At 50.0% G+C, this 21,349-nt stretch carries 18 protein-coding genes; 6 read left to right on the top strand and 12 right to left on the bottom strand.

Going from position 1 to position 21,349, the window contains the following annotated elements:
- Positions 1-68 precede the first annotated feature (68 nt).
- On the top strand, positions 69-872 hold the full coding sequence (gene suhB / locus MJX74_RS10615; protein ID WP_068231051.1) for an inositol-1-monophosphatase: 804 nt from the start codon (positions 69-71) through the stop codon (positions 870-872).
- Positions 873-1,053: 181 nt separating this feature from the next.
- Here the strand turns inward: suhB and MJX74_RS10610 are convergent, their stop codons facing one another.
- The 8 genes from MJX74_RS10610 to MJX74_RS10575 form a co-directional block, all read right to left on the bottom strand.
- Positions 1,054-1,920 (bottom strand): TraB/GumN family protein, encoded by an 867-nt coding sequence (locus MJX74_RS10610; protein WP_240222824.1) that lies wholly within the window; start codon positions 1,918-1,920, stop codon positions 1,054-1,056.
- Positions 1,921-1,923: 3 nt separating this feature from the next.
- On the bottom strand, positions 1,924-2,307 hold the full coding sequence (locus MJX74_RS10605; RefSeq protein WP_240222823.1) for a rhodanese-like domain-containing protein: 384 nt from the start codon (positions 2,305-2,307) through the stop codon (positions 1,924-1,926).
- 107 nt (positions 2,308-2,414) lie between these two features.
- Positions 2,415-3,362 carry a protein translocase subunit SecF gene (gene secF, locus MJX74_RS10600; RefSeq protein ID WP_240222822.1) on the bottom strand — a complete coding sequence of 316 codons (948 nt, stop codon included), beginning with the start codon at positions 3,360-3,362 and terminating at the stop codon, positions 2,415-2,417.
- 10 nt (positions 3,363-3,372) lie between these two features.
- Entirely contained in the window at positions 3,373-5,226 is a 1,854-nt protein-coding gene (secD, locus tag MJX74_RS10595) for a protein translocase subunit SecD (protein ID WP_240222821.1), read from the bottom strand.
- A 21-nt stretch (positions 5,227-5,247) separates the two neighbouring features.
- Positions 5,248-5,586, bottom strand: a complete 339-nt coding sequence (yajC, locus tag MJX74_RS10590; RefSeq protein ID WP_068228223.1) for a preprotein translocase subunit YajC — start codon at positions 5,584-5,586, stop codon at positions 5,248-5,250.
- Positions 5,587-5,605: 19 nt separating this feature from the next.
- Positions 5,606-6,748: a tRNA guanosine(34) transglycosylase Tgt gene (gene tgt / locus MJX74_RS10585; protein WP_240222820.1), complete on the bottom strand. Its 1,143-nt coding sequence runs from the start codon at positions 6,746-6,748 to the stop codon at positions 5,606-5,608.
- A 310-nt stretch (positions 6,749-7,058) separates the two neighbouring features.
- Positions 7,059-8,084, bottom strand: coding sequence for a tRNA preQ1(34) S-adenosylmethionine ribosyltransferase-isomerase QueA (gene queA, locus MJX74_RS10580; protein ID WP_240222932.1), 1,026 nt, complete (start codon positions 8,082-8,084; stop codon positions 7,059-7,061).
- A 105-nt stretch (positions 8,085-8,189) separates the two neighbouring features.
- Positions 8,190-9,098 carry a hydrogen peroxide-inducible genes activator gene (locus MJX74_RS10575; RefSeq protein WP_068228217.1) on the bottom strand — a complete coding sequence of 303 codons (909 nt, stop codon included), beginning with the start codon at positions 9,096-9,098 and terminating at the stop codon, positions 8,190-8,192.
- A 372-nt stretch (positions 9,099-9,470) separates the two neighbouring features.
- On the opposite strand from MJX74_RS10575, the gene MJX74_RS10570 reads away from it, so the two are divergent.
- Positions 9,471-11,732: a S8 family serine peptidase gene (locus MJX74_RS10570; RefSeq protein WP_240222819.1), complete on the top strand. Its 2,262-nt coding sequence runs from the start codon at positions 9,471-9,473 to the stop codon at positions 11,730-11,732.
- A gap of 65 nt (positions 11,733-11,797) precedes the next feature.
- Here the strand turns inward: MJX74_RS10570 and MJX74_RS10565 are convergent, their stop codons facing one another.
- The 3 genes from MJX74_RS10565 to phoU form a co-directional block, all read right to left on the bottom strand.
- On the bottom strand, positions 11,798-13,066 hold the full coding sequence (locus MJX74_RS10565) for an inorganic phosphate transporter (RefSeq protein WP_240222818.1): 1,269 nt from the start codon (positions 13,064-13,066) through the stop codon (positions 11,798-11,800).
- An 18-nt stretch (positions 13,067-13,084) separates the two neighbouring features.
- A complete protein-coding gene (locus tag MJX74_RS10560) occupies positions 13,085-13,762 on the bottom strand; it encodes a TIGR00153 family protein (protein WP_240222817.1) in 678 nt (225 codons plus the stop codon).
- Between the two features lie 152 nt (positions 13,763-13,914).
- Entirely contained in the window at positions 13,915-14,625 is a 711-nt protein-coding gene (phoU, locus tag MJX74_RS10555) for a phosphate signaling complex protein PhoU (protein WP_068231045.1), read from the bottom strand.
- 258 nt (positions 14,626-14,883) lie between these two features.
- On the opposite strand from phoU, the gene MJX74_RS10550 reads away from it, so the two are divergent.
- The 3 genes from MJX74_RS10550 to MJX74_RS10540 all read left to right on the top strand — a co-directional run bounded on the left by MJX74_RS10550 (position 14,884) and on the right by MJX74_RS10540 (position 19,137).
- A complete protein-coding gene (locus MJX74_RS10550) occupies positions 14,884-15,390 on the top strand; it encodes a glycine cleavage system transcriptional repressor (RefSeq protein WP_068228208.1) in 507 nt (168 codons plus the stop codon).
- A 91-nt stretch (positions 15,391-15,481) separates the two neighbouring features.
- Entirely contained in the window at positions 15,482-17,602 is a 2,121-nt protein-coding gene (gene ppk1, locus MJX74_RS10545) for a polyphosphate kinase 1 (RefSeq protein ID WP_240222816.1), read from the top strand.
- Entirely contained in the window at positions 17,599-19,137 is a 1,539-nt protein-coding gene (locus MJX74_RS10540) for a Ppx/GppA phosphatase family protein (protein WP_240222815.1), read from the top strand. Before ppk1 ends, MJX74_RS10540 begins: the two co-directional genes overlap by 4 nt.
- 10 nt (positions 19,138-19,147) lie before the next feature.
- On the opposite strand, the gene MJX74_RS10535 is transcribed toward MJX74_RS10540, so the two are convergent.
- Positions 19,148-19,909, bottom strand: a complete 762-nt coding sequence (locus MJX74_RS10535; RefSeq protein WP_240222814.1) for an MBL fold metallo-hydrolase — start codon at positions 19,907-19,909, stop codon at positions 19,148-19,150.
- Positions 19,910-20,038: 129 nt separating this feature from the next.
- Between MJX74_RS10535 and MJX74_RS10530 the strand changes: the two genes are divergently transcribed.
- Positions 20,039-21,346, top strand: coding sequence for an amidohydrolase (locus MJX74_RS10530; protein ID WP_240222813.1), 1,308 nt, complete (start codon positions 20,039-20,041; stop codon positions 21,344-21,346).
- The last annotated feature ends 3 nt before the right edge of the window (positions 21,347-21,349 follow it).

Here is a 21,349-nt window from a genome sequence, read left to right as displayed (position 1 = left end):
GCCGTTACAATGTGCGCCGCTCTTTTGACCGAAATTTACACAGCTCTTTTCAAAATAAGGTAATTACTATGCATCCGATGTTAAACATCGCGGTTCGCGCTGCCCGTAGCGCGGGTAACGTGATCGCTCGTGCCTGTGGCCAGCTTGATATGGTTCAGAAAGTACAAAAAGGCACTAACGACTTTGTTACCAATGTCGACAGAGAAGCTGAACAAGCTATTGTTCAGGTGTTACAAAAATCGTTCCCGACCCACGGTATTGTCGGTGAAGAGCATGGTGATTACGGCAACAACGACAGTGAGTTTCAATGGATTATTGACCCACTGGACGGCACCACCAACTTTATTAAAGGCATTCCGCACTTCGCGGTGTCTATCGCACTAAAACATCAGGGTAAACTAGACCAGGCAGTGATCTTTGATCCACTGCGCGGCGAGTTATTTACTGCATCCCGTGGCCGTGGCGCCCAGTTAAACGGTACCCGTATTCGTGTTGCTAACCTGGCCGATATGCAGGGCACTATTCTGGCTACCGGTTTTCCATTTAAAAACAAAACGCATATGCCTGCGCATGGCGCCATGCTGGCATCATTGTTAACAGACGCTGCCGACATCCGCCGCACTGGCTCTGCCGCGCTGGATTTAGCCTATGTTGCTGCCGGCCGGTTTGATGGTTTCTTTGAAATTGGCTTAAAGCCGTGGGATATCGCTGCAGGTGAGTTAATTGTGCGCGAAGCCGGTGGTTTGGTGTGTGATTTTGTCGGTGGCAATAACCAGCTACGCAGTGGCAACGTGGTAGCGGCCAGCCCGAAAGTACTGGCAGCTATGTTAAAAGGTATTCGCCCACACCTGACAGAATCGCTGTCACGCTAAGCAAAATAGTTAAGGCTGGTAATAAACTGCGACAGCACAGGTTAGAACCCCGATGCACAGCCACAGAGTGTCTGAACAAGCCAGGGATGGCTTGTGAGTTGCTGTGGCGAGCACAGCGGGTGTTGTAACCTGACGGGTGGCCCCGCTGGCTGCACATCGGGGTTCCAGACTATAAGCTAGGCTACAACTGCGTAATGCTGTAGCCCTGTTCGCGCAGTAACTGCAACACATTAGCTTCACCTGCCAGATGCAAAGCCCCTACCAATACCAGCTCTACTTCCGGCGTGGCCAGCATTTGCTCCAGTTGCGGCAGCCAGTTTTTATTGCGCTGCACTAATAGCGCCTCATAAAACAGCTTACCTTCCGGCGTATCGGTAAAAGCCATTGCCAGTGCAGCCATAGTGTCGGTGTCGCCACTGCGCCAGGCTGCGATAATTTTCGTTAATTCGCTTTCCAGCTCAGACAATTGCTGCAGGTTTTGCGCAACAAACGCATCTTCGTTTTCTGCCGAGATATTCAGCAACATCGCCAACTGCTGCTCTACTGTTTCCAGAAACAGCATCGGCTTATTGTCGGTTACCGCCTGCTTAAGAAAATGCATATCTACCCCCTCGCCTGCCATACCGGCTTTTTGCAAGGCAACCTGCATTAACGTCAGTAACACAAAGTCGGGTTTAAAGTTGTTTAGCGGTGCTAAATCAACGCCCTGGGTTTTCGCGTATTGCTGTAACTGCCGATAGGTAGAAGCAGACAATACCTGCGACAAACTGCGGCCATCGCTGTACATAGCATGCTGCATCAGCAATTGCATACCCTTAGCGGTTTCAAGCTCGCGCACGTCGGTTTCAAAAACCAGCGTATCAGCCTGGCTGTACGCCTGGCTAAATTCCTGCGGCAACGGAAACTGCTCGGGCGGCAACAAATGCACCGTACCGGCAATATATAAATGCTGCTTGCCTTTGGTTACCTGCCATACCGACGTATCGGCCTGCACTGTCGAGACACACAGCAGCAGCGCTGCAGACAAAGCTGTAAATCGTTTTTTCATCTGTTAACCTTTATTGGCATTGGGCACTTCAAGCGGTAATTTACGCTCACACCAGTCACGAAAACCACCGGCTAAACTAAACACATTCTGGTAGCCCATTTGCTGTAACGTGTGCGCTGATAACGCCGAGCGAAAGCCGCCACCGCAATACAACACCAGCTTTTGCTTTTTGTCCGGCACGGTTTGCTCAATATCACGTTCAATAATGCCTTTACCCAGGTGCATTGCCTCAGGTAAATGACCTTGCGCCCATTCATGATCTTCGCGGATATCCAGCAGTACATAAGGCTGATTATGCTCAAGCAACTCGGTAATGCTAATTTCTTTAATCTGGGCTTTGGCCTGCTCTACCAGTGCCAGAAAAGCCGGCGCATGTTGTTTACTCATAATGCATCCTTAATGTGGCGGCGTTAAAAACAAAAATGCCGGTCAGTGACCGGCATTTTTAGCATGTTTAACGACACTATTACAGTGAAACAGTTGCAGTAAAGTGCCTACAGTAATGCGTCGGTATTTTCACCTTCTTTTTCTATCGGTGGTGGTGGCAGCATATCTTCACGACTGATGCCGAGAATTTCTGCAATGGCACTGGCCACATAGATAGAAGAATAAGTACCAATAGCAATACCAAACAGTAATGCTGTAGCAAAACCGTGTATTAGCGCGCCGCCCATATAAAACAGCACCACTAATACCAACACCGTGGTTAATGACGTAATTACTGTACGGTTTAACGTAGAGGTAATAGCATCATTAATAGTGTCGTCGACGCTGGTATCACGTAATTTACGGAAACTCTCACGGATACGGTCAAATACTACGATGGTATCGTTAATAGAGTAACCTATCAGCGCCAGTATCGCGGCCAGCACTGTCAGATCAAATTCCAGCTGCAGTACAGAAAACAGGCCCATGGTTAAAATTACGTCATGCGCCAGTGATACAACAGCACCCACCGACAAACGCCATTCAAAACGCATGGTGACATAGAGCAAAATACCAATCAGCGCCACCAGCATGGCCAGGCCGCCGTCTTCTTTTAGCTCGGCACCTACGCTTGGCCCGACAAACTCAACCCGGCGCATAGTAACCGGTTCGGCTTGCTGGGCATTAAGCGCTTTAATAACGCTGTCGCCCACTGCAGCCTGCTCAACGTCAGTACGCAGCGGAATACGGATCAGCACGTCCCGGCTGGTGCCGAATAACTGCACGACGGCATCGCCGTAACCGGCGTCGGTCAGGGTTTGCCTTACTGCCGTTAAATCAGCCGGGTTGGCAAAGCCAACCTCGATAACGGTACCACCGGTAAAATCCAGGCCCCAGTTAATGCCTTTAGTGGCGATAGAAAAAAACGAGCCCAGAATTAACAATGTAGACAGTATGATTGCCGGCCATTTTAACCGCATAAAATTAAGCGGCTGGCTAAAGGAAAATATTCTCATGCCGTACTCCTTATATTGGCAATGACTGCACGCGGCGGCCACCCCAGAATAAATTCACTAATAAGCGAGTACCTACTACCGCCGTAAAAATCGACGTCAGAATGCCTATCGCCAGCGTTACCGCAAAGCCTTTTACCGGCCCGGTACCAATACCGAACAGGATCAGTGCCACTAACAAAGTAGTAATGTTAGAGTCGGCAATGGTAGCAAAAGCACGGTCATAGCCATGATGAATAGCCTGCTGCACTGAGCGGCCATCTAACAGCTCTTCGCGGATGCGCTCAAATATAAGCACGTTAGCATCTACCGCCATACCTACTGTAAGCACGATACCGGCCATACCAGGTAAGGTTAGTGTCGCGCCCGGGATCATAGACATAATGCCGACAATCAGTACCAGGTTGGCTACCAGTGCACAGTTTGCCACCAAGCCAAAGGCTTTATAGTAAATCACCATAAAGATCAGCACGCATACCATGCCCCACTGAATAGCCGTGACACCCAGTTCAATGTTTTCTTTACCCAGGCTTGGGCCTATGGTGCGTTCTTCAATGATCTGGATTGGCGCAATTAAGGCACCAGCACGCAGTAAGGTAGACAGGTTTTGCGCTTCACCCGGTGAAGAAATACCGGTAATGCGGAAATCCCGGCCTAAACGGGCCTGAATGGTGGCGTCGTTAATCACTTCCTGCTGTTTAATCAGTACCGGGTTGCCATCTTCACCAATTTCGGTGCCGGGCTTGTACTCAATAAACACTGAAGCCATACGCCGGCCAATGGCATCGCGCGTGGCAGCAGATAACATATTGCCGCCTTTGGCATCCAGCTTAATGCTAACCTGCGGCCGGCTGTATTCGTCAAACGCAGAGCTGGCACCGGTAATGTGTTCACCGGTAAGCATGATGCGTTTTTCCAGCAACAACGGGCGGCCATCACGGGTGTAATACAGTTCTGAATTAGGCGGTACCCGGCCTTCCAGCGCGGCAGCTAAATCGCCCTGCTCGTCTACCAGACGAAACTCCAGCGACGCCGTAGCACCCAGAATTTCTTTCGCTGAAGCGGTGTCTTGCACCCCTGGTAACTGCACGACTATGCGATCAGAACCCTGGCGCTGCACTAACGGCTCGGCCACACCAATTTCATTTACCCGGTTACGGATAATGGTGATGTTTTGCTCCAGTGCATATTCGCGGATTTCTTTTAAGCGAATTTCACTGATGCTAACCAGTAAGGTCAGGTTGTCGCTGGCGGTGCTAAATACCAGTTCACGATCGCGATTTCTCAGCGCAGTTTCAGCGGCAACGACATCTTCTTCAGTGCGAAAACTTATCTGTACCTGGCCACGGTCGATATCAGCCTGCACATTACGGTAACGGATTTTATCTTCGCGTAAGTCAGTGCGGAAGGTTTGCACCATGTCGTTCAGGTTTTTATCCAGCGCGGCTTTCATGTCCACTGCCATCAGGAAGTGTACACCACCACGCAGGTCCAAACCTAAGTTCATTGGAGTCGCGCCAATGGCGGTTAACCAGTCGGGCGTCGCTGGTGCCAGGTTAAGTGCCGTAACAAAGTTGGCACCCAGTTGCTGGCTGGCAATTTCACGCGCCTGCAGCTGATCTTCAGTGCTGTTAAAGCGGGCCAGGATTTGGCCTTCTTCCAGTACTACCGATTTCGCCGCGATATTGGCTGAGCGGAAGCTTTGCTCCAATTGCAAGCGGGTTTCTTCAGCTACCGTACCGCCGCGGGTGGCACTGATATTCAGCGCCGGATCTTCCGGATATAAGTTTGGTAATGCATATACCAGCGCCAGCAGCAGCATGCCGATAACGACGATATAGCGCCAAAGTGGGTTTTGATTTAACACCTGGTTATCCTTTCTTCGCTCTTACAGTGATTTCAGTGTGCCTTTTGGCAGTACCGCACTGATCGCTGCTTTTTGTACCGTGACTTCCGTGGTGTCGTTCAGCGCAATAACCACAAAGTCTTTATCTTCAGCAATTTTACTGATGCGGCCAATCAGGCCACCCTGGGTTAATACTTCATCACCTTTGCCTAAGGCGGCCATCAGATTGCGGTGTTCTTTCACGCGTTTAGCCTGTGGGCGGTAGATCAGAAAATAAAAAATCAGACCAAACGCCACCAGCATAATAATAAGGTCCCAACCGCCGCCTTGAGCTGGCTGGCTGGCTACATCGGCGTATGCATTGCTGATAAATAAACTCATAAGTGTCCCCTAATTGTGATTAATGTTGTTCTGTATTGGTATCAATTGCTTGCAGTGCCGGAACCGGCAAACCGCGCTTCGTGTAAAACTGTTCAACAAACTGCTCCAAGTTACCAGCGGCTATAGCTGCGCGCAATCCTTGCATTAGCTTTTGGTAATGATGCAGGTTGTGCATGGTGTTAAGCCGGGCGCCCTGAATTTCGTTACAACGGTCCAGATGGTGTAAATAAGCACGGGAATAGTTTTTACAAGTGTAACAATCGCATTCAGCATCCAGCGGGCCAATGTCATCTTTGTATTTAGCATTGCGGATTTTTACCACACCTGTGCTGATAAAAAGATGACCATTACGCGCATTGCGGGTTGGCATGACGCAGTCAAACATATCGATTCCACGGCGTACCGCTTCAACGATGTCTTCCGGCTTGCCCACCCCCATTAAATAGCGCGGCTTGTGTGCCGGCATCTTGTCGGTGGTGTGGTTTAAAATGCGGATCATATCGGCTTTGGGCTCACCTACCGACAAACCACCAATGGCATAACCATCAAAGCCAATATCTTCCAGACCATTAAGCGATACATCACGCAAATTCGGGTACATACCGCCCTGAATAATACCAAATAACGCAGAGGGGTTATCGCCATGTGCCTCTTTGCTGCGCTTGGCCCAGCGCAATGACATTTCCATCGACTTTTTCGCTTCCTGCTCGGTGGCCGGATACGGCGTACATTCGTCGAAAATCATTACGATGTCTGAGCCTAAATCACGCTGTACTTCCATTGAGCGTTCCGGCGTTAACATAATACGCTCGCCATTTAGCGGTGAGCGGAATTTAACGCCTTCTTCAGTAATTTTACGCAGCTCGCCCAGGCTGAATACCTGAAAACCGCCGGAGTCGGTCAAAATAGGCTTATGCCAGTGCATAAAGTCGTGCAAGTCACCGTGTTTTTTGATGATCTCCGTGCCAGGGCGCAGCATTAAGTGAAAGGTGTTACCAAGGCAGATTTGCGCGCCGGTGGCGTCGAGCTCTTCCGGTGTCATGCCTTTTACCGTGCCATAGGTGCCTACCGGCATAAAGGCCGGGGTTTCTACTACACCACGCTCAAAGATCAGCCGGCCACGGCGGGCCTTGCCATCTGTGGTATCTAATTCAAATTTCATTACTATCCTCATACGCCGGAAAAACAGTCCGGCTTTTTTGCGCCGCCGATTATAGCAGCTAAATCCAGATAAACTAAGTGAGAACCTGCCAGACCGGTAGCAAGGTGTTCCTGTGCAGCAGCGGCAGGGTGTTGTTGTGTAAAGGCAGGTGCCGGGAAATTCTTAATTCGCCGCCTTCAACAGCACATCCCTGTGCTGTCTCAGCCTCCGCGGCATCCCTGCCGCTGCTACATAAGAACACCCGGCCCCTGCCCTGGCAGCAATGTGCTAAACGTACGTAGACCTCTGCATTCAACCAGCGTTTACAACGTTAGCGGATAAACATCGCATCGCCATAAGAGTAAAACCGGTATTGCTCGGCAATAGCCGTGTTATAGGCATTCATCACATAATCGCGGCTACTGAATGCAGATACCAGCATAATCAGCGTAGATTCCGGCAAGTGGAAGTTAGTGATCAGCGCGTCAATCACCTTAAATTCGTAGCCCGGATAGATAAAAATCTGCGTATCGCCGTTATAAGCCACCAAATTACCGCCGCCTTGCGCCGCTGCCGACTCTAACGAGCGCACCGACGTTGTACCCACTGCCACCACCCGGTTCCCTCGTGCTTTACAGGCCGCCACGGCGTCTACTACTTGCTGCGACACCTCAATATATTCGGCGTGCATCTTGTGCTCCAGCACATTGGCCACCCGCACCGGCTGAAAAGTACCGGCACCAACGTGCAAAGTCACATAAGCAAATTCAACGCCTTTAGCTTTAAGCTTATCCAGCAGCGGCTGGTCAAAATGCAGCCCGGCGGTGGGCGCCGCCACGGCGCCCGGTTTTTCGTTATACACCGTTTGATAGCGCGCTTTATCTTCGGCGTTATCGGGCCGGTCGATATAAGGCGGCAAAGGCATATGGCCTAAACGCTCCAGCATTTCAAGCACCGGCTCATCGCCCGTTACTTCCAGCTCAAACAGTTCATCGTGGCGCTGGTTCATCAGCACTTTGGCACTGTTTTCCAGTATCAGCTCGGTGCCGGGCTTGGGCGCTTTACTGGCGCGAACGTGGGCTAAAAAACGCTTATCGTCCAGCATGCGCTCTACCAATACCTCTACTTTGCCACCTGAGGCTTTCTGGCCGAATAAACGCGCCGGTATCACTTTGGTATTGTTAAATACCAGCAGGTCACCGGGCTGTAAAAAATCGGCCAGGTCTTTAAAAATGTGGTGTTGCAGCGCTCCGCTATGTTTGTCCATCGCCAGTAAGCGGCTGGATGAGCGTTCGGCTTTAGGAAAGCGGGCAATAAGCTGCTCGGGCAGCTCGAATGAAAAATCACTGACTTGCATACTTTCAGCTGGGATAGAAGTAACTGACATAGAAGGTTCCTTGGCTTTACCGACCAGAGGGCACGGCTGTAAAAAAACAGCCGGCATTTTAGCAGAACAACCGCCTTAACGGCACTTTTGTTGCAGCACTTCAGTAATCAAATCAGCCATTAGCCGGTAGCTGCGGGCCTTGGTTGACGTTGGCCGCCAGGCTACGCCGATATCACGATAAGCATTGCCGGTTGTCGGTGCTTGCGTAACCAGCTCGGTGCCGTCCAGCAGGCCGCTATTAATCGCCATTTGCGGCATAAACGTCACACCCAGCTTATTGTTTACCATCTGGGTTAAGGTGTGCAGGCTGGTGGCAAAAAACGGATTTACCTTACGGCTGTCTTCCAGCTCGCACGCTTTTACCGCATGGTTGGTCAGGCAATGCTCTCGCTCCAGCAGAAAAATACTTTCATCCGGCCACTGGCTAATATCCTGATTAAAGCCGCGGTTTAGCCAGTCTTTATGCAGCACCAGTTTAAAGGCGTCCTGCGACAACACTTCGGTGTGAAAAGCGCCGGTTTCATACGGCAGCGCCAGCAGCACCATATCCAGCCGCCCTTCAGCTAAAGCATGCAACGAATTTTCAGAGGTGTCTTCGCGTAGCAACAACTGTAAATCAGGGTAACGTTCACGGCATAACGCCATCACTTCACTAAGAACAAAAGGCGCTATGGTGGGAATGCAACCTAAACGGAACGGCCCTGTCATCGGCTTGCCCTGGCATTTGGCAAATTCCGTTAACTCACCGCACTGCTCAATAATATGCCGCGCCTGGCGCACTACATCTTCGCCCAGCGGGGTAAAAATAAAGGTTTTATGATCGCGCTCCAGCAATTGCGCATTCATCGTTTCTTCTAAATTGGCAATAGCAGCACTAAGCGTTGACTGGCCAATAAAACAAGCCTCGGCGGCACGGCCAAAGTGCTGATGCTCATGTAACGCCAGCAGATATTGCAATTGTTTAATACTGGGCAAACGTTTCATTATTTATTCCGATTAAAAACACACATACCATTCTACAAAATTGTTTAAACTTTACGCCTGATAGCAGCGCTATGCAAGCGGCGCCCGGCAATTTTAGCCGCGCACACAAAATTACAACTGATAAAAATTAGTAAACATAAATTCAACACCTTAAGTGATATCGCTCACCTTAATGTAAACATGAGTTTGAATAACCGTATTATTTGTTATAGCGTAAACAGCGAATTGTATTAGATCAGTCAAACTAGCAGGTAACAGCCCTGCAGCGACTACTGAGTTAAATGCAATAGTTCCCCGTTTGCGAGTGTTGCCGTCCGCGTTGTATCGGGTTCTGACAGTTTAAAAACTATAAAAATCACCTGGAGGGTGAACATGTCCAGATCACATCAAACCGTATTACTGATCGGCGTTAGCTTATTAGCCAGCGCAGTATCCAATGCTATGGCCGCATCAACAGATTCTTTGCGCCAGGCAGCAGAGCAAGCCAGCAGCGAGCGTTATATCGTTAAATATAAAGACAGTAACCTAAGCAAAGACCCGCTGCTTAACCGCAGCAAAGCTGCTAAAGACAATGCATTATCAACCTTAAACAGCAGCAGTGAACGCTTAAGCCGTCAGGGTGCACGTATTCACCATGTACTGGCCAAACGTAATGCTATTGCAGCCGAACTAAGCCCGGCCACGGTAAAAGCATTAAAAGCAGATCCTAATGTAGAATATGTCGAGCGCGATTTACCGCGTTTTCCTATGTCGCAGCAAGTGCCTTATGGTTACACCATGGTGCAGGCCGATCAGGTTAGTGACCAGTTTGCCTCTAACCAGACGGTATGTGTTATCGACTCTGGTCTGGGCTTACCGCATGAAGACTTTAACGATGCCAATATTACCGGTACCAATGATATTGGCACCGGTAACTGGTTTGATGCCGGCGGCCCGCACGGTACTCATGTAGCCGGCACTATAGCAGCACTGAATAACGACGTCGGTATTGTGGGTGTGCTGCCCGACGGCAACGTAAAACTGCATATTGTTAAAGTGTTTAATGATGATGGCTGGGGTTATTCCTCTACGCTGGCGCAGGCGGTAGATACCTGTGTGCAAAACGGTTCTACCGTAATTAATATGAGTTTAGGTGGGCCAGGCTCCAACATCACTGAAAGCAATGCTATGCAAGCTGCCTACAACGCCGGCGTACTGTTGATAGCAGCTGCCGGTAATGACGGCAACACCGCACTGTCTTACCCGGCATCTTACGACTCGGTGGTTTCTATTGCGGCGGTAGATGATACCAAAACCCATGCTGATTTCTCACAGCGCAATACGCAGGTAGAACTGGCAGGCCCGGGTGTCGCCGTAATGAGTACTTATCCAACCGGTACCGCACTGGAAACCAGCCTGACAGTAGACGGCACAAGTTACAGCACTAACCCGTTTGAAGGTTCAGCTATGGCCAGCTTTAATGCCGAGCTTGCCGGTTGCGGCCTGGCAACCACAACGTGTACTGATGTGGCTGATAAAATCTGTCTGATTGAACGTGGCGAAGTCGCTTTTTCACAAAAAGTGGAGTCTTGTCAGGCCGGTGGCGGCATTGGTGCCATCATTTATAACAATGAACCGGGCAATTTCAGCGGCACTTTAGGTGACGCCCCCACGACCAATATTGTGGCATTAAGCGTATCTCAGGAAGACGGCCAGCTACTGCTTGCTGAGCTGGGTAACGAAGCAAGTTTATTCGCAGGCCCATCTAACTATGGCCTGATGGACGGTACTTCTATGGCCTCGCCGCATGTGGCCGGTGTAGCGGCACTGGTGTGGAGCCATTACCCGGATTGTAGCAATGCGCAAATACGCAGTGCTTTAGCGGCAACAGCAGAAGATTTAGGTGCGCCGGGCCGTGATACGTCTTACGGCCATGGTTTGGTGCAAACCAAAGCGGCGGTAGATTATCTGGCAGAGTTTGGCTGTGACGGCGATGGCGATGATAACGAGCCACCACCACCTACCGGTACTGAACTAAGCAACGGTGTAACTGTAACAGAGCTAAGTGCTGCTGCCGGTGAAGAGCTGCTGTATACCCTGGCCGTACCTGCTGGCGCCAGCAATCTGTCGTTTTTGATAAACGGCGGCACCGGTGACGCCGATATGTACGTTAAGTTTGGCGGCCAGCCAACAGCATCTGACTGGGACTGCCGACCTTACCTGGTGGGCAACAACGAAAGTTGCGCTATTGATCCGGTACAAACCGGCACTTACTTCGTTAAACTGGTGGCGTACAGCGCCTTTACCGGCGTAAACCTCACCGGCAGCTTTACCGCACCGGATTTACCGGATGCCGGTGGCGAAACCATTACCGATATCAACATCGCCCGCCGTGCCTGGCAGCATTACACGCTGGAAGTACCAGAGGGCATGGCGCAGCTAACCGTTGAAATTAGTGGTGGCCGTGGTGATGCCGATCTGTACGTGAAGCATGGCAGCCAGCCTACCAGCGGCAGCTATGATTGCCGGCCAAATAAAAACGGCAACAGCGAAACCTGCGTTATTAACAACCCGCAAGCCGGCGTCTGGCACTTCTCTGTATATGCCTTCCGTGCGGTAAGCGGCTTAACACTGGTAAGTGAATACCAACCGTAAGCGCATAGCTTAGCCAATAAAAAAGCCCTCGCGATGAGGGCTTTTTTTTGACTATCAGCTGCGCATTACACGCTGAAAATAGCTTTAAGAATATAGAAAAATATAATCGCCAGGCCTGCACCTACCGGTAGTGTAATAACCCAGGAAATAAAGATATTACGCACCACACCTAAGTTAAGCGCGGCAATACCGCGGGCTAAACCTACACCTAATACTGCACCTACCAGCGTTTGCGTAGTAGAAATGGGTAAGCCAGCACCAGAGGCAATAACCACGGTAGAAGCCGCGGATAATTCGGCAGCAAAACCACGGCTTGGCGTTAAATGCGTAATAGCCGTACCAACAGTTTTAATAACGCGCGCGCCCAAAGTTGCCAGGCCGATAACGATACCGATACCGCCTAATGGCAATATCCACCACGCCAATGTTGCCTTGCTGGCTATTTCACCACCAGACGTTACAACACTCACTACCGCAGCTAGAGGCCCTATTGCATTGGCAACATCGTTTGAACCGTGGGCAAATGCCATACAACAGGCCGTGGTGATCATTAGCACACCAAAAATGCGCTCAACGTTATTAAACTGCATTTTTTTGTCGGCAGCAGCGTCAAACTTCAACTTACTGATCACCACTTTACCTACTAAACCCACCACGATGGCTATAGCCAATGAAATGTAATAGCCCTCAGCAGTGCTAATGTGCAAACCTACATGCTTTAAACCTTTTTGCACTGTTACCAGCGTCATCATAAAAGCGGCGAACATCATGTAAAAAGGCACGTACTTTTTGGCATTTGCCAGCGGCGCATCAGTATCAAAAATTAACTTTTGCGCGCTCATAAAGAACAAATACGCCAGCACCCCTGCCAGCATAGGTGTAACAACCCAACTACCGACAATACCGCCAACCTTGTCCCAGTGCACCGCATCCATACCCACACCTACGGCAGCAAAACCAATAATGGCGCCAACAATAGAGTGAGTGGTAGATACCGGCCAGCCAAAATATGACGCAACAATCAGCCAGGTAGCGGCTGCCAACAGCGCGGCGATCATGCCGTACACCATTAACTCGGGGGTATCAACAAAGAATGATGCGTCGGTGATACCACCGCGAATGGTAGAAGTAACAGAGCCACCGGCCAGATAGGCACCGGCAAACTCAAAAATAGCTGCAATAAAAATAGCTTGTTTAATTGTCAGCGCTTTAGAGCCAACCGAGGTACCCATGGCGTTAGCAACGTCGTTGGCACCAACACCATAAGCCATTAAAAAACCGAACACGGCGGCGATAATGATCAGGATCAAACCGTATGATTGAATAATATCCATCAGGAAAACCTTTTAAAATTAACGGGCGAGCATAATTTCAAGACGCGAACCAACTTTCAGCGCGACGTCGGCTAAATCACCTACCCACTCCAGCGTGCGATAAAGGAACATCACATCGATTGGGTTTAACTCTGTCTCGGCCAGGCGCAAAGCCTTGCGCAACTTGATCTGCATCTCGTCGGTATCACCTTCGATCATGTCCAGTTGCTCTACCATCTTAATAACCAGATCAACTTCACGGCCACGGAAACCGGTTTCAAGCAGCTCATCCAGCTCGTTAATCACTTCACTGGCCAGTGCGGTAGCGTCAATGCAGCGCTGTACATAAGCTTTAAAACCATCCTGCAGGCCAACCGGAATAAGCAACTCACGGCCCAGCACCCGGCCGGTAATATCTTTGGTTTTGTTAGCAATTTTGTCCTGTTGCGACACCAGTTCTAAAATGTCGGTGCGGTCTACCGGCAAAAACAGCCCGCGCGGCAGGTTAACGCGGATTTCGCGTTTTAATTTGTCGGCTTCCTTTTCCAACGCCACGATGTTTTTGCGTACATCCGCAGCTGTTTGCCAGTCCTGCAAATACACTGCATCAAAAAATGGCAACAACAATTCGCTGGCCTGATGCACCTTGCGAATATGTTCTTCTATTGGCTTAATCGGTGATTTGGCAAACACGGATAAAAAAGTACTAGCTGGCATAGCCTGGCCTCGTATGTTGGTTTGACGATAGTCGGCGCGCATTGTAACGGCATTCAAAGCGCATGAAAAACGAAAAATGAATACACAATGAAAACGCCCTGAGCAGAAGTCTAGTCAGGGCGTTGGCGATGTACAGTAAAAACAGTGCAAAATCAGCTGCGTGCATCTTGCTCCAGTTGTTCGGCGCTGCTGTGGCGTACAACCTTCCCTTTAACGAAAAAGATAATGTATTCAGCCAGGTTTTTACAGCGGTCGCCAATGCGCTCCAGTGAGCGGGCCGACCAGAGCACATTCATAATTTTTGGAATAGAGCGTGGATCTTCAATCATATAAGTCATTAGCTGACGGGTAATAGCCTCGTACTCGCGGTCAACTTTTTTATCTTCTTTGTGTACCAGCAAAGCAGTTTCTACGTCCATGCGGGCAAAAGCATCCAGCACGTCATGCAGCATCTGGCCAACATGGCGGCCTAAATTATCCAGGTTTACCAGCAGGCCTTGTTGCTCAGAATTAAACGACTCCAACGCTACCCGGGCAATACGCCGGGTTTCATCGCCAATGCGCTCTAAATCGGCGATGGTTTTCATAATGGCCATAATAAGGCGTAAATCGCTGGCGGCTGGCTGGCGGCGCACAATAATACGGGTGCACTCTTTATCAATCTGCAGTTCCCAGTCATTTACCTTTAAATCGGTGTCTATCACCTTTTGCGCCAGCTCGGCGTCGGCATTGGCAATGGCCATCAGTGCATTATTAAGCTGTTGTTCGATTAAGCCGCCCATTGCCATCACATGGTTGCGCACTTCGTCAATTTCTTCATTAAAAGAACTGGAAATATGTTTGGTTAAATTGAGTTTATCCACTGCGAACTCCGTGCATGTGTCTGATAAGGTGAAAGGCAACTGGTTTAACAATCGCGAAAACGGCTTAAGTATAGTCAGAAAGGCAACGGTAGTGCCAGCAAAGCTGCAAACCAGCAGGCTTAACTTACTAAATTTACAAATAATGTTATGGGTTACATTTAAAAAATCAGTGGCAAGCGCTACACTCAGGTCGTGTAAGCGGCAAACTACGGTGTTTATGGCCGACACGCTAATTTAAGTCTGACAGGAAAATAGCGCATGAAGCAGTTAGTACTGACATTAATTGGTAAAGATAAAGCAGGTTTGGTCGAGACTCTGGCAACAGTAGTCAGCACTCATAATGGCAATTGGATGGCCAGCAACCTCAGCCATCTGGCAGGTTATTTTGCCGGTATCTTGCAAGTAGAAGTTGCCGAGCAGGATTTAGCCGAGCTTACCGCGGCTCTGGAAAAAATCACTGATCTGGATATTAAAATTCAGCACGGCATTGCCAGCAGCCTGAACGAGCAGCAGCATCTGAAATTTGTGATTACCGGCAACGACCGCCCGGGCATAGTGCGCGAGCTGTCATCAGTTATTAAGCACAAAGGTACCAACATAGTGCACTTTGAAAGTAGTAAACAAAGTGCGCCAAACTGGGGAGTGCCGTTATTTAATGCCGTAGCAACAGTAGAGCTGCCCTCCAGTGTTAGCCGTGATGAAGTGGTGCGGGCACTGGAAGCTATTGCCACAGATATTGTTGTAGATATTGAAACTCAGATCTGACATTTATACCGCAGCCGCACCGCGGCTGCGTTCATCTTATTGTCATAAAACTGCCATAGAGTAATAGCCAGTTGTAGTCAGGAGCTGGATCATGGAACACACCGACGCTGCCAACAGCGAATTTCCGCTTTACCCCCGCGAGCTTAGCTGGTTATCTTTTAACGGCAGGGTGCTGCAGGAAGCCGCCGACGAGCGCAACCCACCGATAGAGCGCTTACGTTTTCTCGGCATTTATTCCAATAATATGGACGAATTTTTCCGCGTGCGGGTAGCCGACGTGAAACGCCGCATTCTGCTGAAAAAGTACCAGCAAAGCGAACAGGAAGATGCTGAAGAGCTAATGCAGGAAATTCAGCAACGGGTATTACAGCTGGGCCAGCGTTTTAACGCTATTTATCTGGATATTCAGCTGGAGCTTCGCAAGCATAATATTGAATTAATAGATAATTTCAAACTCACTGAGCTACAGTCCGGCTGGGTGCGCAGTTATTTTCGCGACGAAGTAATCAAACATATTTCGCCGATGATTCTGTCGGGTGACGAAGTTAGTTTACCCAAGGCGCTGGAGGACAACACGACTTATCTGATGGTAGAAATGACCGGCAATGGCAAACCGGAATATGCCATAGTGCAGGTGCCTACCAATGAATTATCGCGTTTTATTGAGTTGCCACTGCATTTAAATACCCGCAAGAAAAACGGCCACTACCGGCGGCAAATATTGCTGCTGGACGATGTTATCGTGCACTGCATTGCCGACTTATTTGCCGGCTTTTTTGAGTTTGACCATATTCAGGCCTACTCGTTAAAACTGACCCGCGACGCCGAATACAATATCAGTGACACCCTGGATCAAAGCCTGTTGGATAAAATGTCGAAGGGCATTCGCCAGCGCTTAAAATCTGAGCCGGTGCGGCTGGTGTATGATGCCGCCATGCCAGAGCAAATGCTTAAAGTACTGAGCAAACAGCTGGGCACCAGCTCAACTGACTCGTTAATTCCCGGCAGCCGCTACCGTAATTTTAAAGACTTTATCAGCTTTCCGAATATCGGCCATCAAAGCACTGAATTTCCGCCAATGCCGCCGCTGAAAAGCCCCGAATTTGAGCAGTACGCTACCAGTTTTGACGCCATCCGCGCCGGTGATATTCTGCTGCACTACCCTTACCATAACTTTGGCTATTTTACCGAATGGGTACGCCAGGCATCGTTCGACCCCAAAGTAACGCATATTAAAATGACCATGTACCGGGTGGCTAAGCATTCCCGCGTTATTCATTCCTTGCTGGATGCGGTGCGCAACGGTAAAAAAGTTACCGTAGTGGTTGAGCTAAAAGCCCGGTTTGATGAAGAAAATAATATAAACTGGGCGCGCAAAATGACCGAAGCCGGCATCCAGGTAGTATTTGGCTTAACCACCCTGAAAATTCACTCTAAGTTGTGTCTGATCAGCCGGATGGAAAAAGGCAAACTGATGCATTATGGCCATATAGGCACCGGTAACTTTAACGAGAAAACCGCACGTATTTACACCGATATGAGCTTATTTACCTGCCATCAGGAAATTACCGCAGAAGTTGGCCAGGTGTTTGAGTTTATTGAATACAGCTATCGGCCGTACCAATTTAATCACCTGATTGTCTCGCCCACCTGGAGCCGGCCGCGGCTGATGCAGCTTATTCAGCGCGAAATTGATTTTGCTGTCAGTGGCCGCAAAGCGGAAATTTTTCTTAAGGTGAACAACCTGGTTGACCAGCAAATTGTTGACCTGTTATACCGCGCCAGCCAGGCCGGGGTAAAAATTCGCATGATTATCCGCGGTATGTGCTCACTTATCCCCGGCTTGCCCGGCAAAAGCCAGAATATCCGGGTTATTTCGGTGCTGGACCGCTTCTTAGAGCATTCGCGTATTTATGTGTTTCATAACGGCGGTGAAACCGATGTTTACCTGTCGTCAGCCGACTGGATGACCCGCAATATCGACCAGCGGGTAGAAGTGGGTGTACCGATATATGATGTGCGTTTAAAGCAACAAGTATTAGACACTTTAGATATTCAGTGGCGGGACAACGTAAAGGCACGTATTATTGATGCCAAACAAAGTAATGCCTACGTTAAACGCGGCAATAAACGCAGTATCCGCTCACAGCAGCAGATCTACGAATATCTGGCCCGCCAGCAAGGGCAACTGATCAATACCGAGACGGAATGAACGACAACCAGCCAAGTAAAGACCGCCCGGACGACCACGCCTATATGGCAGCCGTCGATCTGGGCTCAAACTCTTTTCATATGGTAATAGCACGGGTAGTAGATGGAGATATCCAGCTGTTACACCGCGAAAAACAAAAAGTACAACTGGCCGAAGGCTTAAATGAACAACTGGTATTAAGCGAAGAAGCCATAGAGCGCGGCCTGACTGTGCTGGCTCAATTTGCTGATACCTTAATTCCCTTTGCGCCTCAGTCGGTGAGGGTTATTGCAACCTACACACTGCGGCGGGCCCGCAATTCCGCTACCTTTTTACGCCGCGCCAAAGCGGTGTTTCCGTTTCCGATAGAAGTTATTTCCGGCCAGGAAGAAGCCCGTTTTATTTATCAGGGCGTGGCGCATTTTGAGCATTTTTCCGGCCGGCGGCTGGTAATCGATATTGGCGGTGGTAGCACCGAGTTTGCTATTGGCGAGGGTGTACAACCACTTAGGCTAAGCAGCCGCAATATGGGTTGTGTCAGCTACGCGCTGCAGCATTTTGCCCAGGGCCGAATCAGCGACAAGCGCTTTAACCGCGCTATTTTACAGGCCGAGCAAGAGCTGGAACCGATTGTCAGCAGCTTTAAAGCCGCCGGCTGGCAGCAGGCGGTAGGCACGTCCGGCACGGTGAAAACCATCCGCGATATTATTGTCGGCATGGGGTTAAGCAGCAACGCACTGGAGCTGCCACACCTGCTGGCGCTAAAAGAGCATCTGGTGCAACAGGAAAACAGCTATCAGTTGGATTTACCCGGCCTGACAGATGATCGCAAGCTGCTTATTTGCTCTGGCCTGGCAATTCTTATCGCCGCCTTTAATTTACTGCAAATAGAACAGCTGGTTTATATTGACGCTGCCCTGCGCGAAGGTGTGTTATACGAAATGAGTGACCGGCTGCAGCATCTGGATATACGCGAACACAGCGTGGCCAGCCTGCAACGCCGTTACGATGTTGATATGGCGCAGGCAGAGCGTGTTAGCCAGACAGCTTTAACATTGTTCAGCCAGGTGCGTAGCCAGTGGCAGCTTACCGATGAAGACGCTATGCTGCTGGGCTGGGCCGCCACCTTGTACGAAGTGGGCCTGCACATTAACTCCTCCGGTGTGCAAAAACACTCGTCCTATATTCTGCAAAATGCCAACCTGCCCGGTTTTAACCAGGAACAACAGCAGCTTATCGCCACCCTGGTACGGTTTCACCGCCGTAAAATCCGCGCTGATGAAATACCAGCCTTTAGTTTGTATCAATTACCCCAGGTTGTATGCCTGCTGGTGCTGTTGCGCCTGGCAGTGCTGCTAAACCAAAAACGCCGCGACGACCTGCTGCCAGAACTACAAGCCGAAAGCGGCAGCCAGTATCTACAACTTAAACTCGGCGCAGATTGGCTGGCACAACAAAGCTTGCTGGCGGCCGATTTAATGCTGGAGCAAAAATCGCTGAAAAAAATCGCTTTTGTGCTCGATTGCCCGGGGTTAGTAGATGTGGTGCCGGGGTAACCCCACGTAGTTAGTGCGAGTTGGTTTGCCAGCCCAGCGTATGCAAAATGCGGTTACGCATTGAATACCAGTGGTTTTTCGGCAGGGTTGGGGCCTGCGCCAGAATATCGTTAAAATTGATACTGTCGCCAGTGCGGGGCGCTAAATGGGCGAAATACAGCTGACTGGGTTGCAACGCATTTACCCGCTTAAGTGATTGTTTATATTGGTTAGGATGGCAAACCGGATAAGGTGGCACCAGGCGTTTTTTAACCGACACAATTAAATCGGCAATATACAACTGCTTGCTGGGTTGGTGCATAAGCGATAAATCATGATCGGTATGGCCGGGGGTATAAATAACCTGCCAGTGCGGAAAATCAGGCAGGTGCTGCTCGTCGGCCAATACCATATCTGCTTTTAGTATCGGGTTATACCAGATATGGCGTTTGGGTTTACCCAGCCGGTTGGCCACCCACCAGGTTAAGCTAACATCAATAATATGCGCCGTGCGCCCCAACAGCCCTGCATACCACAATTGCGCCTTGGGATGACAAGCAATGCGGGCACCTGTTTTACGGCGCAGCAGATGGGCCCCTCCGGCATGATCCGGGTGCATATGTGTCACCACAATAAGCTTAAGCGCTGTTAGCGGCAAAGCTAACTTTTGTCTGATAAAGTCGCACACTGTGGATACATCGGCACGGCTGCAACCATCGAGCAACAGTAAGCCGGCTGCGTCCTGCACCAGATAAATGTTCTGAATATATCCCGGAATAATATGTAACTGCATTGGCCTGCGTCTGTTTATGAAGCAACTGGTCCGACATTACCTAAGCTAACAGCAATTTTCCAGCAACAATTGCCATTTTCATCAGTGGCGCTTAAGGTAGTAACACTATATAAAAATGATGGAGTTACTATGCGCTGGTCACTATTAAGCCTGGCTTTACTGCCGTTGTTACATACCCCGTTAGCTGCTGCCGAGCAGCGGCCGCAGTTAGCTAAGCAAATTGAACAGGTAATGCCTAAGGTTATAGAGTGGCGCCGTGATATTCACCAACACCCGGAGTTATCTAACCGTGAAGTACGCACTGCCGCCAAAGTAACGGCGCATTTAGAAAAGCTTGGCTTAGAAGTACGCACCGGCATAGCCCATACCGGCGTAGTAGGTATTTTAACAGGCGGCAAACCCGGCCCGGTAGTAGCACTGCGCGCGGATATGGACGCCTTGCCGGTGACCGAACAAACCGGCTTGGCCTTTGCATCCAAAGTCATCAGCGAGTTTAACGGCCAGCAAACCGGCGTAATGCATGCCTGCGGCCACGATGCCCATGTGGCTATACTGATGGGCGCCGCCGAAGTATTAAGCAAACAAAAAGCCGATATTGCCGGTACCATTATGTTTGTGTTTCAGCCCGCCGAAGAAGGCCCGCCAGCCGGTGAAGAAGGCGGCGCCAAGATGATGCTGGCCGAAGGCTTATTTGCTAACCCCAGCCCAAGCGCCATTTTTGGCCTGCATGTCTGGCCCGGCGAGCCCGGCCAACTGCAGGTAAAAACCGAAGGTATTATGGCCGCAGCCGACAGCTTTCAAATTACCGTTAAGGGCAAGCAAGTGCACGGCTCCAGCCCCTGGCGCGGTATCGACCCGATAAACGTTACCGGCCAGTTGATCAGCGCAATAAACCTGATACCGGCACGGCAAATTGATGTTACCAAAGCGCCGGCTGTGGTGTCGTTTGGTCAGGTACATGGCGGTATCCGCTGGAATATCATTCCCGATGACGTAAAGCTGGAAGGCACCATTCGCACCTTTGACAGTGAAATGCGCGAAGATTTAATCGCCCGCATGGCACACACCAGCGATCATATTGCCAAAGCCAGCGGCGCTGAAGCTGACTTTCACGTCCATAACTTTGCTGCTGTGACTTGGAATGACCCAGCATTAACTAACTGGGCCATGCCAAGCCTTAAATGGGCGGCAGGTGACAAAGGCGTAGCCTCAATTAAGCCAATTACCGGCGCCGAAGACTTCTCATTTTATCAGCAAAAAATTCCGGGGGTGTTTTTCTTTTTAGGCATCTCACCCGAAGGTAAACCGCTTAGCGAAGTGCCGCCAAACCACTCACCGATGTTTGATGTTAACGAAGACGCACTGGTAAACGGTGTGCGGGCACTAACCGGCCTGGCGCTGGATTATCTGGCCCAGCCACCCAAGCTGGAAAAATAAGGA

It is taken from the genome of Rheinheimera hassiensis (genome assembly GCF_022436675.1).
GTDB lineage: Bacteria > Pseudomonadota > Gammaproteobacteria > Enterobacterales > Alteromonadaceae > Alishewanella > Alishewanella hassiensis.
Note: the sequence above shows the minus strand (reverse complement) of the source record. Positions and strands in the feature narration are given on the sequence as shown.